Origin of the sequence: Kosakonia oryzendophytica (assembly GCF_900094925.1) — a bacterium.
GTDB classification, from domain to species: Bacteria; Pseudomonadota; Gammaproteobacteria; order Enterobacterales; family Enterobacteriaceae; genus Kosakonia; species Kosakonia oryzendophytica.
On record NZ_FMAY01000003.1, the window covers coordinates 46,375 to 61,438 of the forward strand.

The 15,064-nt window shown below is 53.5% G+C and carries 14 protein-coding genes; 6 read left to right on the forward strand and 8 right to left on the reverse strand.

Annotation, left to right across the window (positions count from 1 at the left end):
* Nucleotides 1-18: 18 nt before the first annotated feature.
* The 3 genes from hydA to GA0061071_RS06340 all read left to right on the forward strand — a co-directional run bounded on the left by hydA (nt 19) and on the right by GA0061071_RS06340 (nt 4,310).
* Nucleotides 19-1,467 carry a dihydropyrimidinase gene (hydA, locus tag GA0061071_RS06330; protein ID WP_088236709.1) on the forward strand — a complete coding sequence of 483 codons (1,449 nt, stop codon included), beginning with the start codon at nt 19-21 and terminating at the stop codon, nt 1,465-1,467.
* 25 nt (nt 1,468-1,492) lie between these two features.
* Nucleotides 1,493-2,776, forward strand: coding sequence for a Zn-dependent hydrolase (locus tag GA0061071_RS06335; protein ID WP_088236710.1), 1,284 nt, complete (start codon nt 1,493-1,495; stop codon nt 2,774-2,776).
* Between the two features lie 298 nt (nt 2,777-3,074).
* Nucleotides 3,075-4,310 carry an EAL and HDOD domain-containing protein gene (locus GA0061071_RS06340; protein WP_061496894.1) on the forward strand — a complete coding sequence of 412 codons (1,236 nt, stop codon included), beginning with the start codon at nt 3,075-3,077 and terminating at the stop codon, nt 4,308-4,310.
* On the opposite strand, the gene GA0061071_RS06345 is transcribed toward GA0061071_RS06340, so the two are convergent.
* Nucleotides 4,311-5,207 carry a LysR family transcriptional regulator gene (locus GA0061071_RS06345; RefSeq protein WP_061496896.1) on the reverse strand — a complete coding sequence of 299 codons (897 nt, stop codon included), beginning with the start codon at nt 5,205-5,207 and terminating at the stop codon, nt 4,311-4,313.
* Between the two features lie 754 nt (nt 5,208-5,961).
* Between GA0061071_RS06345 and ompC the strand changes: the two genes are divergently transcribed.
* The gene (ompC, locus tag GA0061071_RS06350; protein WP_061496898.1) at nt 5,962-7,089 is read left to right on the forward strand and encodes a porin OmpC; all 1,128 of its coding nucleotides are present in this window, start codon (nt 5,962-5,964) and stop codon (nt 7,087-7,089) included.
* A gap of 177 nt (nt 7,090-7,266) precedes the next feature.
* Nucleotides 7,267-7,521, forward strand: coding sequence for a YdgH/BhsA/McbA family protein (locus GA0061071_RS06355; RefSeq protein ID WP_061496900.1), 255 nt, complete (start codon nt 7,267-7,269; stop codon nt 7,519-7,521).
* A gap of 80 nt (nt 7,522-7,601) precedes the next feature.
* On the opposite strand, the gene GA0061071_RS06360 is transcribed toward GA0061071_RS06355, so the two are convergent.
* From GA0061071_RS06360 to GA0061071_RS06390, 7 genes are all read right to left on the reverse strand, one after another.
* Nucleotides 7,602-8,990, reverse strand: a complete 1,389-nt coding sequence (locus GA0061071_RS06360) for a heavy metal sensor histidine kinase (protein ID WP_420843383.1) — start codon at nt 8,988-8,990, stop codon at nt 7,602-7,604.
* Complete coding sequence (locus GA0061071_RS06365) at nt 8,987-9,679, reverse strand: heavy metal response regulator transcription factor (protein WP_061496902.1); 693 nt, start codon at nt 9,677-9,679, stop codon at nt 8,987-8,989. Before GA0061071_RS06365 ends, GA0061071_RS06360 begins: the two co-directional genes overlap by 4 nt.
* Before the next feature lie 154 nt (nt 9,680-9,833).
* On the reverse strand, nt 9,834-10,166 hold the full coding sequence (locus tag GA0061071_RS06370; RefSeq protein WP_061496904.1) for a helix-turn-helix domain-containing protein: 333 nt from the start codon (nt 10,164-10,166) through the stop codon (nt 9,834-9,836).
* 130 nt (nt 10,167-10,296) lie between these two features.
* Nucleotides 10,297-11,913 carry a methyl-accepting chemotaxis protein gene (locus GA0061071_RS06375; RefSeq protein ID WP_245191401.1) on the reverse strand — a complete coding sequence of 539 codons (1,617 nt, stop codon included), beginning with the start codon at nt 11,911-11,913 and terminating at the stop codon, nt 10,297-10,299.
* Between the two features lie 262 nt (nt 11,914-12,175).
* The gene (locus tag GA0061071_RS06380; protein WP_088236712.1) at nt 12,176-12,484 is read right to left on the reverse strand and encodes a YciI family protein; all 309 of its coding nucleotides are present in this window, start codon (nt 12,482-12,484) and stop codon (nt 12,176-12,178) included.
* 17 nt (nt 12,485-12,501) lie between these two features.
* Complete coding sequence (locus GA0061071_RS06385) at nt 12,502-13,125, reverse strand: FMN-dependent NADH-azoreductase (RefSeq protein ID WP_061496910.1); 624 nt, start codon at nt 13,123-13,125, stop codon at nt 12,502-12,504.
* Nucleotides 13,126-13,155: 30 nt separating this feature from the next.
* A complete protein-coding gene (locus GA0061071_RS06390; protein ID WP_061496912.1) occupies nt 13,156-13,923 on the reverse strand; it encodes an alpha/beta hydrolase in 768 nt (255 codons plus the stop codon).
* A gap of 128 nt (nt 13,924-14,051) precedes the next feature.
* Here GA0061071_RS06390 and GA0061071_RS06395 point away from each other — a divergent pair, with 128 nt between their 5' ends.
* Nucleotides 14,052-15,062, forward strand: a complete 1,011-nt coding sequence (locus GA0061071_RS06395) for a GlxA family transcriptional regulator (RefSeq protein WP_088236713.1) — start codon at nt 14,052-14,054, stop codon at nt 15,060-15,062.
* Nucleotides 15,063-15,064 lie beyond the last annotated feature (2 nt).

Here is a 15,064-nt window from a genome sequence, read left to right on the forward strand (position 1 = left end):
AGCGATAAGGAGACAAGAATGCGTAATCTGTTGATTAAAGGTGGCACGGTGGTCAATGCCGATCACCAGCGCCGTGCGGATGTGTTGTGCGTTGACGGTGTGGTAGCGGCTGTGGGCGATGCTTCACTCTGGGCGTTGCCTGCAATGACTGAGACCGTCGATGCCGGAGGCCTGTATGTGATGCCCGGCGGCATTGACCCGCACACCCATATGAACTTCCCGTTTATGGGCACTACCACTGTAGATGACTTCTACAGCGGAACGGCCGCTGCACTGGCGGGCGGCACCACCACGATCATCGATTTTGTGATCCCCAATCCACAACAGCCGCTAATGGAGGCCTACCAGCAGTGGCGTGGCTGGGCGGAAAACGCTGCCGCCGACTACAGCTTCCATGTTGCTATCACCTGGTGGGATGAGAGCGTACGCCAGGATATGGGCACGCTGGTGCAGCAAGAAGGCGTAAACAGTTTTAAGCACTTTATGGCCTATAAAAACGCCATCATGTGCGATGACGAAACGCTGATGAACAGTTTCCGCCGCTGCCTGGAGCTGGGAGCGATGCCCACGGTGCATGCGGAAAACGGTGAAATGGTCTGGTTACTGCAACAGGAGATGCTGAAACAGGGGATCAGCGGCCCGGAAGCGCACCCGCTCTCGCGCCCACCAGAAGTGGAAGGGGAAGCCGCCAACCGCGCCATCACCGTCGCCAGTATTATGGGCGTACCGATTTATGTGGTGCATGTTTCCTGCCGGGAATCCGCCGAGGCGATCGCCCGCGCACGCGGCCGCGGTCAACGGGTTTATGGTGAAGTGCTGGCCGGGCATCTGGTGATTGACGACAGCGTCTATCGTCACCCGGATTTTTCATTCGCCGCGGCACACGTGATGAGCCCGCCGTTCCGCGATAAATCGCACCAGGCTGCACTGTGGCACGGTTTGCAATCCGGCCAGTTACACACCACCGCTACCGACCACTGTACCTTCTGCGCCAGCCAGAAAGCCGCCGGCCTCGACAACTTCACCAAAATTCCTAACGGCTGCGGCGGCGTGGAGGAACGTATGGCCGTATTGTGGGATGCCGGCGTCAACAGCGGTCGCCTGACCCCCAGCGAATTTGTCGCCATCACCTCGGCCAATACCGCCCGGCTGTTCAATATCTATCCCCGCAAGGGATGTGTTGCACCGGGGGCGGATGCCGATCTGGTGCTGTGGGATCCGCAAGGCAGTAAGACCCTGTCCGCCAGCAGCCACCATTCACGTAACGATTTCAATATCTTTGAAGGCCGCGTGGTCACCGGCGTGCCCGCGTATACCATCAGCCAGGGCGTGGTGGTGTGGGCAGACGGTGAGTTGCGCGCCCGCGAAGGCGCCGGGCGCTATATCAAAAGGCCCCCCTTTGGCCCGGACTTCAGCGCCGCTGCAGCATGGGAGCGCCAGCGCGCCCCGCAGGCCGTAGCCCGTTAATCGATGTAAAGCGAGGAGGAAGACGATGAGCAGCGAAGTGATCTCCACAACACCTTATAAAACGGATACCCGCGATCTACGCATTAATGGCGAGCGCCTGTGGCAATCGCTGATGGATCTGGCGCAAATTGGCGCAACGCCGAAAGGCGGTTGTTGCCGCCTGACGCTGACCGATCTCGACAAACAGGGCCGCGATTTGGTCATCAGTTGGGGCAAAGCCGCCGGGCTGTCGGTTGAGATTGACCAAATCGGCAACGTCTTTATGCGTCGCCCCGGACGCAACAATACCCTGCCGCCGATCGTGGCGGGCAGCCACATCGATACCCAACCCACAGGTGGGAAATTCGACGGCAACTTTGGCGTGTTATCCGCGCTGGAAGTGATCCGCACCCTTAACGATAACGCCATTGAAACAGAAGCACCGGTAGAAATGGTGTTCTGGACCAACGAAGAGGGATCGCGCTTTGTCCCGGTAATGATGGGCTCCGGCGTCTTTGCCGGGATCTTTCCGCTGGAAGTCGCCTATGCCGCGACGGATACCGAAGGTAAAACGGTCGAAGAGGAGTTGTTGCGGATTGGCTACGCTGGTGAGGCCCGACCGGGGCAACACCCGATTGGCGCGTATTTTGAGGCGCATATTGAACAGGGGCCGATTCTCGAAGATCAGGATATCACCATCGGCGTGGTGCAGGCGGTACTGGGGATCCGCTGGTACGACTGCATCGTTACCGGCATGGAGTCTCACGCCGGGCCGACCCCGATGGCAATGCGCCAGGATGCGCTGCAAGTCTCCACGCGCATCATGCAGGAGGTGATCGCCATTGCTAACGCTTCGGCACCGCACGGGCGCGGTACGGTGGGCATGGTGCAGGTCCATCCCAACAGCCGTAACGTGGTGCCCGGCAGCGTGAAGTTCTCCATTGATTTTCGCAATATGACCGATGCCGCGGTCGATGAGATGGATGCCGCCCTGAAAACCTTTATTCAGCAGCTTGCCGGGGAAACCGGGCTGAACATAGAACTGAAGCTGGTGTCGCACTACCCCGCAGCCCCATTCCACCCGGAGTGTAAAGAGGCAGTGCGTCGGGCTGCACAGCAGTTGGGTTATTCGCACATGGACATTGTTTCCGGTGCCGGGCATGACGCGGTGTATATGAGTATGCTGGCCCCCACCGGTATGATTTTTATCCCCTGCAAAGACGGCATCAGTCATAACGAGATTGAGTATTCGTCGCCGGAACAGGTCGCCGCCGGGGCGAATGTTCTGCTCCACGCCATGCTGGAAAGTGCGGGCGTGGCCACACGCTAAAATAACCTTTTCACCTCACCCGAACCCGGTTGCATGCAGCTGGGTTATTTTTTTGCGCACATTGTCAAAAGTTACCAAAAAACAGCCTAAATATGTATTATTCTCACCTGCGGAATTTGACTTAAATTCTTCAGAAGTTTACAAAAGATACTGCCTTCCCTAAGTCCGACTTGCGTCTTCGTTATTTTCGTCCAGGCTTCCATTTGACCCTGAATAAAAATAACGAAGGTTGACCGGTTCAGGTTAGCGCATTACCCGGGTTTTTAGCTTTGCAGGCATGTGTGGAGTGGAGTAGAGAATGTTCTCGTTTGTCGCGCGTCAGGCGATTTTTGATGAAAATATGAACACAGTCGGCTATGAACTGTTGTTCAGAGATAGCATGACAAACCGGTTCCCTGACGTTACTCCGGAGTACGCGACTGCCCAAATCATTGTCGAACAGTTTCTTGGCGCACCATTGGGTCGCCTGAAAGAGTACAGCGCCATCTTTGTTAACTTTCCCTATGAGCTGCTGGTGCAGGGTATGGCGGAAACACTGCCAAAAGATCGCGTGATTGTCGAAATTCTGGAAACCGCCGAGCCTACGCCTCTGCTACTGAGTACGGTAAAAAAGCTTTATGCCCACGGCTTTCGCATTGCGCTGGATGATTTTGAATTGGGCGAAACCTGGAATGCCTTTTTGCCCTATGTCAGCATTATTAAATTCGACGTTCGGCTGAATACGCCGGAAGAAATTCGCACTTATATCGCCAGCAAAGGCGAGCTGCTCAAAGACACGGTATTCCTGGCGGAAAAAGTGGAAACACAGGAAGAGTATGCGTGTTTCCGCAATATGGGCTGCACCTTGTTTCAGGGGCATTTTTTCAGCAAGCCAGTGATCCACTCCGCGAACAGACTGATTCAGAACCAGTCGATCACCTTAAAGTTGATGAAAGAGGTGAATGCGGATTCACCGGATTTTGGCAAAATTGAAGCGTTGCTCAAGCAGGATCTGGCACTGTCATTCAAAATCATGCGCTATGCGCAAAATATCGTCTTTAACGCCCGTGGGGTGAAAAATTTCCGCAGTCAGTCGCTAAAAGACGTTATTTTTTATCTTGGCGCAAACGAGTTGCGTCGTTTTGTGCTGGTCTCCTGCCTGACTTCTGTCAACAAAGAAAAAACCGACGATATTTACCATCAAAGCCTGATCCGGGCGAAGTTCTGCGAACTGGCATCTGCACGTTCCGTTGGCCGTCACTCTTCCGATGATGCGTTCATCGTCGGGCTATTTTCCCAACTCGACAGTATCTTTGAAATGCCGATGGCGGACCTGATAGGCCAGATAGACATCTCCGTGAACGTAACGATGGCGCTGAAAGAGAAAAAAGGCCCGCTTTACCCCTACCTGCATCTGGTCGAGCTGTATGAAAACCACAATTGGGAAGAGGTCAGCGCCCTGGGTCACCGCCTGGGCTTCAACCGCAGCGTGGTGGCAGAACTGATCAAACTCGCCACCAAGTGGACCAACGATATCCCGACCAACGCAGCATAATCAACGCACTGGATAGCGAAGTGCTTCAATCAGATGGGCAAATGCGGCAGTGTGCTGTCTGCGGCTCGGGTAATAGAGAAAATAGCCCTGAAAGGGTTCGCACCAGGCCTCCAATACCTTCTCCAGTTGGCCTTGTGACAGCGCCACAGCGACGCAATCTTCGGGCACCAGCGCCAGCCCCATACCACTGATAGCGGCATCCACCCTTGATGCCAGGTCGTTAAACGTTAGCTGCCCCTCTACCCGCACGCGAAGGGGTTGCCCGTTTTTGGAAAACTCCCATGCATACAGTCCGCCAAGCGTGGGGAGTCGCATATTAATACAGTTGTGATGCTGTAGTTCATGCGGGGTTTGTGGCTTACCGTGACGCGCGAAATAGTCCGGTGCCCCGACCACCACCATGCGCCAGTCAGGGCCGATTCGCACCGCCACCATGTCTTTGGCCACTTGTTCGCCCAGCCTGATGCCAGCGTCAAAACGCCCGCTGACAATATCCGTAAGCGTATTGTCGATGGTGAATTCCACCTTGACGTCCGGGTAGGTGGTTAAAAACGGTTTCAGCGCAGGCCACACCGTAGAATGAAGTGCATGCTCACCGAGGGTAATACGAATATTACCCGCAACACGATCGCTGTGGTCGGTCAGCCTAATCAGTTGTTCCTCAATTTCCCGAAAACGCGGGCTGATACTATTAATTAACGTCTCGCCCGCTTCTGTGGGGGCAACGCTGCGGGTGGTGCGCGTCAGTAATCTGACTTGCAGACGTTCTTCCAGACCGCGAATAGCATGGCTTAACGCCGACTGCGATACACCTAATTTTGCCGCAGCCCGGGTAAAGCTACGCTCCCGCGCCACCATAATTAAATAAAACAGATCGTTAAAATTATCTTTTAGCATGGCGGTCTCTTTTTCAGACAACGGCAATACGCGTTATGCTACACACCAACTGGCATTAAATATATGTATAAAATTCACTAGTCCGGGAATGAAAGCATGCCTGTTCTGGCGTCTCCCTCTTATTTTCAGAATAACACCCAATTTTTCCTTCCCATTAATGAATCACACTCATAGAGTTAATTAACAAAACTGCGTAATCGTCGCACTTGTCAACGTCACCATTAACTTCGCGAACGCGCAGTGACGATAACATCGTCGAGTTATTGATATATCCAGACCCATTTCTGACCCTTTTCATATCTGCCAGCCGATCAGTACCCATTAAAATACCCATGCAGCAGCGGTGGATATTTAATAATTAAAAATCCACTCTTTTCATTTAACAAAAATCATCAACCAACCCTGCAAATTCAATCGCACATTCTACCAATAAAAACCGGGGAATTACCCCCGGACAAAGGTACAAAGCGGGCAACAAACAGCAAAAAAAATGCAATGAGGTTAATAAAGCCGCTTCAAATTACCCGATCCACCTCACAAAAAAATTAGCGATCTGTGCGCTTTGAATAAGTTCATAAAAATCACAGCGGATATTTATCAATCTGTGCTAAAAATAATTTAAAGATTTACAGAACATAATTTCAGGTGCTAAACAATGCCATACAACATGAATTAGCCATGAACCATTTTCATCAATGGTGGCGTATTTCTGTTGCTATTAAAAAACAGTGGCAATCTCTAAGGGTTTATTAAAATGAAAATTTCTCAACTGAGTCTGTTGATCTCTGCTGCCGTGCTGTGCTCGTCAGTACAGGCCGCGGAAATATACAATAAAGATGGTAATAAGTTAGACTTATATGGCTTAGTCTCCGCCGAACATTATTTTTCTGATAATAGCAGCTGGAATGGAGACCAAACTTATATGCGTTTGGGCTTCCGTGGTGAAACGCAAATTAATGATCAATTAACGGGTTATGGCCAATGGCAGATGCATATTGACGCCAATAAATCCGAAGGCGACACCAACACACCGCGCACCCGTTATGGATTCGCCGGTTTAAAATTCGCCAATTATGGTTCCATCGATTATGGCCGTAACAAAGGTATTTTGTATGACTCACTGGGTTATACCGACATGCAGCCAGAATTTGACGGCATGACCTACGGCTCCGATCAGTTTATGTTTAGCCGCGGCAACGGCATGCTGACCTACCGCAATACCGACTTTTTCGGTCTGGTAGACGGTCTGAACTTCTCCCTGCAATATCAGGGTAAAAATGACGGCAATGGTGAATCCGGTGCCGGACGTAATGTACTGCGCCAGAATGGCGACGGTTATGGTATGTCGCTGGAATATAAAATTGGCGCAGGCGTCAGCGTTGTGGGTGCCATGACCAGTGCGAAACGCACGCAGGAACAGAATACCGCCACGAATATTCTGGGTGATGGCGATCGCGCCGAAGCCTATTCCGGCGCACTGAAATACGATGCCAATAATATTTATTTAGCGGCGATGTTTACTCAGGCCTATAACGCCTCACGCTTTGGTAGCTCCTCTGATACCACCAGCGCTTATGGTTATGCTAACGAATCGCAGATTTTTGAGGCGTATGCCAGCTATCAGTTTGACTTTGGTCTCCAACCTTTTGTGGCGTATAACGCACTGAAAGGTAAAAATATTGGTTCTAATTCCGCCGGAGCGAATTATGGCGATCAGGATATCGAAAAGTATGTTGATTTAGGTGCGACGTACTATTTCAACAAAAACTTCAATATGTTTGTTGATTATAAAATCAACCTGATTGACGACAGTGCATTCACCCAGGCTGCGGGTATCAACACCGATGACGTTGTCGCGGTCGGGATGGTGTATCAGTTCTAAAAAACAGGCGGCGCAAGCCGCCTTTTTCTTGCGCATAATTTCTGTTTATTCAAAGAATTGTTTAGTTTTGTTATCTGACAGCTTCGTTATTTTCACGTCAGAGAATTGTCAGCCTCGGGGGGTAAAATGACTTCCGTCAGAGCCTGTTCTGGCCCGATTAAATAATGAGGTGGTAATATGAAAAAAGTACACGCACAGGTTTTCGCAACACTGATGGTTATTTTCTCGACAGCATCGTGGGCTGCCAGCGAAGTGACCACCGATACGGGTTTAACCGCGATTGGCAGCGTTTCCGTTGCCGGTGTCGACACGCTGCATGATGTGCAACATCAACTGGCGAAAAAAGCCGCTCAACAAGGTGCCAGCAGCTATAAAATCATTTCCGCTGGCGGTGATGACAAATATTTCGGCGTGGCTGAACTGTATAAATAACCGACGGACAAACGGAAAAAAAAGGCCGTGACGCAACCCGTTACGGCCTTTTTGTTGACGGGCAAAGCGTCATTAGCGCCTTAGCCCAGCGACAGGGTAAAACCAAAGGTATTCATACCATTCTGGCTACTGGCAAACACATCGCCACGGTGCATATTGGCAACCGCTCTGACAATCGACAGCCCCAGTCCGTGGTGGGTATCGCTGTGCGTACGGGATGCATCCACACGGTAGAAACGCTCAAATAAACGCTCCAGATGCTCGCTGGCAATCGCCTCGCCGACGTTGGATACCGCCACCTGCGCATGGTGCTCGACACTGTTCAGCCGGACGATCACCGTACTGTCCGGCGGCGCATGGCGGGCGCTGTTTTCCAGCAGATTCGCCAGCGAACGGTGGAATAAGCGCCGATCGATAGAGGCCGTCACGTCCCCTTCGACCTGTACACACAGGTTTTTCTCCGCAAATGAGGGTTCCACATATTCGAAGGTTTTATAAGTCTCTTCCCGCAGAGAAACGGTCGTTAACTGGGTCGCATGTTCCCCGGCCTGAGCATGCGACAAAAACAGCATGTCATTAACAATCGAGGTCATGCGCTCCAGCTCTTCAAGATTGGATTCCAACAAATCCTGTAGTTCGGCAACGGAACGCGGGCGCGACAGCCCCAGCTGTGTTTGCCCAATCAGATTGGTGAGCGGCGTACGCAGTTCGTGCGCGACATCAGCGTTAAAACTTTCCAGTTGCCGCCAGGCGACTTCCTGGCGCTCCAGCGCACCATTAAAGGAGACCGCCAGCGCTTGCAGTTCATCCGGCAGTGTACAGGTTTGCAAGCGCTGCCCGTGATTTCCCGGTGCCAGGTGCTGCGCCTGTTCGCTCAGCATATTGACCGGGCGCATGCCGTTGCGGGCAATCAGATACCCGAGCAGGGCAATAAACATCACCCCGACAATGCTGATGATCACCAGCGTGCAGGTAAATTCATACAGCGTACCCATATAGGGCGTGGAGTCTATCGCCACCACATAGCGTAGCGCCGGGCGTTCGCCATTAGCCGGAATTTCGCGCGAGTAAAGGAACAGCAAACAGGAAAGCTCCGTCTTACCCGGTGCGGTGCTAAAACCGTCTTTCAGCGATGCCCAGTTCACACCGGTTGGCGGCGGGCCGCCCATATCAAAGCGCGCGTCTTTACTCAACAGCCAGTATTTTACCCGCCCGCCTTCCGAGGTGGAGAGCGTGGTAAATTTCGCTTCCAGCGTCGGCCAGCCCTCAAGGTTGTGGCGATTTTCAATCCACGGCGTCATGAGCGACTCGCGAAACAACAATTCGTTGTGCATCTGGCTTTGCAGGGATTCATACAGCGAACTTCGCAGTACCACACCGAAGGTGATGACCACAAAGATATAGGCCACGGCGAACAGTAACGCCATCCGCCCGGCAATCGATCGTTTCAATACCGAGAAAGAGATCAACTTGCTTTACTCTCCTGACGGGTTTCCAGCACATAGCCCATGCCGCGCACGGTGTGTAACAGTTTAATCGGGTAAGGGTTATCGACTTTCGCGCGCAAGCGTTTGATCGCCACTTCAACCACGTTGGCGTCGCTGTCGAAGTTCATGTCCCACACCTGTTCGGCAATCATCATCTTCGACAAGATTTCGCCCTGATGGCGAGCCAGCAGACTTAACAGCGCATACTCTTTCGCCGTCAGTTCCAACCGCTCGCCGCCACGTGTTACACGCCTGGCCAGCAGGTCGAGATGCAGATCGTGAATATGTAATTGGGTGATATCGGCGCCATCGCCGGGGCGACGACGTAACAGCGCCTGAATACGCGCCACCAGTTCAATCAGGGAGAACGGTTTGGGAAGGTAGTCATCTGCGCCATGACGCAGCCCTTTAACCCGCTCTTCCACCGAACCCCTGGCGGAGAGCATTAACACTGGCGTCTGTTTGCTGGCGCGCAAGCGTTCAAGGATCTGGTAACCGTCCATGCCGGGTAACATCACATCCAGCACGATGGCATCATAATCGTACTCCAACGCCATATGCAGCCCTTCGCCCCCGTGAGCCACCACATCCAGCGTGAACCCTTGTTCACTTAACGCCCGATTGATATAGGAGGAGGTTTTCTCCTCATCTTCAATTAACAGCAGCTTCATCTGCGTGCCTCCTTCAACTTTTCGGCACCTGCCGTAAGCACAACCCCAGGCCTGATTCTAGCGCCTGGGGACTGACAATTTGCTGACATTTTTTTCGTGTTTTAACGCAAGGACATAAGCCAGTGATTAATCACCTGTCGCGCAGTTCAGGAGGTTACTGCTGATGATGCCGCCGCCATACGCCGGGCGGCATATGGTATTTGCGGGCAAACGTCCGGGTAAACGTCTGCTGTGAGTCATAACCGTATTTCGTTGAGATGGTCATGATCGACGCTTCGGTGCTGAGCAGTTCCTGTGCGGCGCTTTCCAGTTTCTTATTGCGAATGTAGATGCCTAATGGCACCTGCATCACTTGCTGGAAAAGGCGTTGCAGGTGCCATTTTGAATAGCCCGATCGCATGGCGACATCGCCAATTCGCAGCGGTCGGTCGAGGTTGTCATCAATCCACTGCTGGATCTCATGTATGACGGTGTGTTGCATACCCATGATTGAAGCCTCCTTCAAAAGGAGCTTCCACCTTAACGCAGGGATACTGACTCAAAAGTGACGAGAAAATGATAATTTTGTCAGAATTGTTAAACCTGCGCGACACGCTGGCCGCGCAGGCTCCGGGAGGTCAGGCATCCGCCAGCGCAGAGACCAGCCGGGTGGGTTGATTACGGGGCGGCGTGTTGTCAGTTCCCCGTTGATCGGTACGAAACACGCTCATCAGCGCAACCAGATGCTGCGACTGATCGCGCAGATTGTCTACCGCCATGGTGGATGCCCCCACCAGCGCTGCGTTTTGCTGGGTCACTTTATCCAGTTGGGCAATGGCGTCGTTCACCTGCCCCACGCCCAGTTCCTGCTCCTGAGTGGTGGTACCAATCTGGTTGATCATTTCCGCCACCTGATACGACTGCCGCACCAGCTCGCCAATGGTTTCGCCCGCGTTATTCACCAGCGCGGAACCGTTGTCCACCCGCTCAAGACTGGCCTGAATAAGCCCATTGATCTCTTTGGCCGCCGTGGCGGAACGCTGTGCCAGCGAGCGCACTTCCCCGGCCACCACCGCAAACCCTCGCCCGTGCTCCCCTGCGCGCGCGGCTTCGACGGCGGCATTCAGCGCCAGAATGTTGGTCTGGAAAGTAATGCCGTCGATAACTGCAATAATTTCGCTGATTTTGCGCGCACTGTCGCTGATCTCTTCCATGGTGTGAACAATATCGGTAATCGCTTCACCACCTTTGGCAGCAATCGCACTGGCGGCCGTGGCCTGCTGGTTTGTGCTGCGTACCGTGTCCGCATTCTGGCGAATGGTCTGCCCGATTTGCTCCATTGAGGCTGCCGTCTGTTGCAGGCTGGCCGCCTGCTGTTCCGTACGCTGGCTAAGATCGGCGCTACCCAGTGCGACACCGCTGGCGCCGTTGGAGATCAGTTCGCTGCTTTCCCGAACCTCGGTCACAATCCGACTCAGGCTTTGTCGCATCGCCTCCATACCGGCAAGCAGGCTGCGGCTATCTCCCGGCGCCAGCGTCACACGGGTAGCCAGATTACCTTCGGCAATATCGCGCACCACACGCAATGCATAGGCCGGTTCTCCACCAAGCTGCCGTTTAATGTAGCGAGTGGCAAACCAGGCAATCGCCACGCCAAGCAGCGCCGCAATAGCCGCGCAGACCAGCAACAGATCGCCGGATGTCCGGGCACTGCTTGTGGTGGCGGTTGCCGACGAGGTGGTGCTGGCCTGCTGACGGGCGATCATGGCGGAGATCTCATCAAACAAGCGCGCTTGCGCCGGCTGGAGTTTATCCACGGCCATCGATTGCGAATCCAGCATCTGGCCGTTTTTCGCCATACTGACGGTCTGGCGCACCAGCGCTACGTACTCCGTCTGGCGCTGTTTGACCTTCTCCAGCCTCTGCTGAAGTTCACCGCCCTGAATCGTTTGCTGCAACTGCGCCACCAGCGCTTCAATCCGCATGATGGACGCAGCGGTCACTTTCTCTTCAACGTCCTGCTTATCGGCATCATCCTGAAACACCATGATAAAGGTCGCCTTGGTGGCGTTGTTGAGCGTATCTTTCAGCTCCTGCATCGCCAGCAGGTTAGTCAGATGGTATTTCTCGTAATACTGAATATGCTGGCTGGTATTTAATAAGGCGCTACGACCAAAAAAAGCGACCAGAAAACTAATAATAATAATGGCGGCAAATCCGGTGCCCAATAACGCACCGAGAGAGATGGGTTTCATGGTTGGCATATATCCCTCATATTATTTCATCTGTTCCCCAACGAAGAGCGTTCAGGCTGTGCTGATTCACTATACGAAGCCCCAACCTGCGCGGAAAATATGAAATAGCGATGGGTTAGCACTCAGCAAACGTGAAAAGTGAGCACCGAAAAAGGATAAACACACAGACAATATAAACGAACGAGGCGAGGGCACTGCCAGTCATTATTCCTCTGAAATGCGGGAAAAGAGGGGGCGTTGCACTCCCCTCTTTTCCGCTCAGTCAGATTTTTTTCGCGTTTGTGGCCCAGACGTCAGGGAAGGCAGACGAACAGACAGCGGGATCGACGACCAGAATATCGACATCCACCAGCCCGAATGTCACAAAAGGATCGCGGTGTATCTCTTTTTCCAGCGCGGTCAGTTCATCGGCATAGGCCAGAATAAACCCACCTTGTTTATTCTGTAGCGGCCCGGCAAAAATGACGTTGCCCTTTTTGATCATCTCCGCCAGCCAGATTTTGTGCGCATCGAGATGGTGGCCTAATGCCTCGGGATCGCTGCCGTATTTCAGAGTAATGGCATATAACATGATGGCATCCTTAGCAATTATTGGGGTGGCAGGGCAGCGATAACCGAATCAATAGACGCGAGAGCATCTTGCCTGTTTTGACGCTTAACCTCTTCCCCTTTGGACATCCCTTCCGCCCGGATATAAAAGAGATCCTGAATACCCAGGAAGGCAAAAAAGCCTTGCAGGTATTTTTCATGAAAATCCAATGCGGCAAAGGGCGGCTGTAAGTAAAAACCTCCGCGCGCCGAAACAAGAATGATCTGCTTTCCCCCCGCCAACCCTACCGGGCCTGTGGAGGTGTATTGAAAGGTTTTTCCCGGCTGGGCGATGCGGTCTAACCATGCCTTTAATTGGGTGGAAACGGAAAAGTTATACATTGGCGCACCAATCACAATCAGCTCGTTGGCCAGAAATTCATCCACCAGCGCCTGTGACACCTGATGTTCGGGCAGCGTTTGCGATGCGTCTGTACCGCCAACCGGACGAAACCCCGCGGCAATGTCCGCAGTTAAGTGCGTAATGGGCTGATGCACCACATCGCGATAGGTGACCTGCGCATTGGGGTATTTTTCTTTTATTTTCCTCACGGTTTCGGCGGAAAGATGGCGGGTAACGGAATCCTCCGCCAGAATGCTTGAGTCGATATGCAGGATCTTCATGATGTTCTCCGGTTATACATTCAGTCATGTTTATTTGAAGGATTGCGCAGCAGCATCAATAAAATCCGCCACGGCATCGGGGTGAGAAATCATCGACAGATGCGAAGAGTAAAGTCGCGAGACGCGGGCCTGCATCTGCTGCGCAATCTGTGTCTGTACCGGGGTCGCTAATGCGCGATCATTTTCCGTAATCAGATACCAGGAGGGCTTATTTTCCCAGGCAGCATGGCTCACCGTTCCCTGAAAGGCGGCCACATTGATGGGCTGCTGCACCGCCGCCAGTTCGCGTGCTTTCGCTAACGGAATATCGCCCGCCATCACCGTGTGGAATTGTTGCGGATCGTCTAACCAGACCCAGCCATTGGCATCGGGCGTTAAACCGCGCATTGGTGCTTTAAGTCTGTCGAGCAAGCCGTTAACCGACTCTCCGCTCGCCGGTGCTAACGCCGATAAATAGACCAGCCCGCGCACGTTGCGGCTATTGCCCGCCTGGCTTATCACTGCGCCTGCCCATGAGTGTCCGACAAGCAAGACGTTGCCCGACTGACGATCCAGCACGCGCTCTGTCGCCCGGACGTCATCCTCAAGGGAGGTTAACGGGTTTTGCACTACCGCGACGTGGTAACCCCTGCCCTGTAACCGCTGAACAACCGCTGACCAGCCTGAGCCATCGGCAAACGCACCGTGCACCAGAACGATGTTTTTAATCACTGCCGCCTCCGCCACACCCGAAACCGCCCCCAGTAACACGGCACAAGACAGCATGGCCCTTCCCCAACCGCGTAAACGATGCAACATACCCGCCCCCGACCTGTACTGGTCACGTTTTCAACAAGATGACGCTATTTTATGCACGGCGAAAAGCTATGGTAAGATGGCGAAATTGACAATAAACAGGCAAAACCCGCCAATTCAGGAGAACAGTCATGCAGATTGCCATTATCGCCACGGAGGGCAGCATGATGTCCGCAGTAACCGGCCTGGCGGATATGTTCTGGATCACCAACCAGTCACTACCTGCCGGTGAGGGCGATTTTCCGCATCCGCGCTTTGACAGCATCATTGTCAGCCATGACGGCAAACCAGTGCGCGATGCGCAAGGGCGTACGATTCCGGTGGATCATGCATTTGCCAGCGTGCCCGCCCCCGACATCATCCTCGCCTGTGGTATGGCGCTGGGGACGGACAGGCTTCCCGCCAGTCCCATCAACACGGCTGCCGACTGGCTACGTGCGCAGTACCAACGGGGGGCGATTATTGGCGGTGCTTGCGCCGGGGGATATATGCTGGGTGAAGCGGGTTTACTGGATGGCAAAGCCTGTGCAACCACCTGGTGGCTGTATCCCACCTTCCGCCAGCGTTACCCGCGCGCGAAAATGGTCTGGGGAAAGCCGCTGGTTGAAGATGGCAACATCATTACCACTGGCGGGCCATTATCCTGGGCCGATCTGGCGCTGCATATTATTCGTCGCCAAGCGGGAAAAGACGCGGCGCGTATTGCCGCTGATATGGCCGTCGCTGACAGTCAGCCTCTCTCACAGCAGCTCTATGCGCCACGCGGCTTTCTGAATGCCATTGACCCGATGCTATTGCGGGCGGAACAACTGATTCGCTACGACAATCCGGCCATCACGGTGGAACAACTCGCCAGCGCACTGAACCTGAGCCCACGCACGCTGCACCGCAAGCTGGCCGGGTTAACGCAGGAAAGCCCCAGGCATTTTATTACCCGTGTTCGCATTGAGTCTGCCTGCCTGTTGCTGGAAAACCCCACCGCCAATATCCGGCATATCGCCGCGGCGTGCGGTTACAGTGAGGATACGGCGTTCAGAAAAGCATTTGTCCAGCTTATGGGCATGACGCCCGCACAATATAAAAGATGGGTAGCCGACAGAAACGGCACGCAACCACGCATTGACCCGCAGGAAGAACCATAAAA

Coding starts and splice junctions, on each gene's coding strand:
- hydA (WP_088236709.1), top strand. CDS start 19: ATGCGTAATCTGTTGATTAAAGGTGGCACGGTGGTCAATGCCGATCAC.
- GA0061071_RS06335 (WP_088236710.1), top strand. CDS start 1,493: ATGAGCAGCGAAGTGATCTCCACAACACCTTATAAAACGGATACCCGC.
- GA0061071_RS06340 (WP_061496894.1), top strand. CDS start 3,075: ATGTTCTCGTTTGTCGCGCGTCAGGCGATTTTTGATGAAAATATGAAC.
- GA0061071_RS06345 (WP_061496896.1), bottom strand. CDS start 5,207: ATGCTAAAAGATAATTTTAACGATCTGTTTTATTTAATTATGGTGGCG.
- ompC (WP_061496898.1), top strand. CDS start 5,962: ATGAAAATTTCTCAACTGAGTCTGTTGATCTCTGCTGCCGTGCTGTGC.
- GA0061071_RS06355 (WP_061496900.1), top strand. CDS start 7,267: ATGAAAAAAGTACACGCACAGGTTTTCGCAACACTGATGGTTATTTTC.
- GA0061071_RS06365 (WP_061496902.1), bottom strand. CDS start 9,679: ATGAAGCTGCTGTTAATTGAAGATGAGGAGAAAACCTCCTCCTATATC.
- GA0061071_RS06370 (WP_061496904.1), bottom strand. CDS start 10,166: ATGGGTATGCAACACACCGTCATACATGAGATCCAGCAGTGGATTGAT.
- GA0061071_RS06375 (WP_245191401.1), bottom strand. CDS start 11,913: ATGAAACCCATCTCTCTCGGTGCGTTATTGGGCACCGGATTTGCCGCC.
- GA0061071_RS06380 (WP_088236712.1), bottom strand. CDS start 12,484: ATGTTATATGCCATTACTCTGAAATACGGCAGCGATCCCGAGGCATTA.
- GA0061071_RS06385 (WP_061496910.1), bottom strand. CDS start 13,125: ATGAAGATCCTGCATATCGACTCAAGCATTCTGGCGGAGGATTCCGTT.
- GA0061071_RS06390 (WP_061496912.1), bottom strand. CDS start 13,923: ATGTTGCATCGTTTACGCGGTTGGGGAAGGGCCATGCTGTCTTGTGCC.
- GA0061071_RS06395 (WP_088236713.1), top strand. CDS start 14,052: ATGCAGATTGCCATTATCGCCACGGAGGGCAGCATGATGTCCGCAGTA.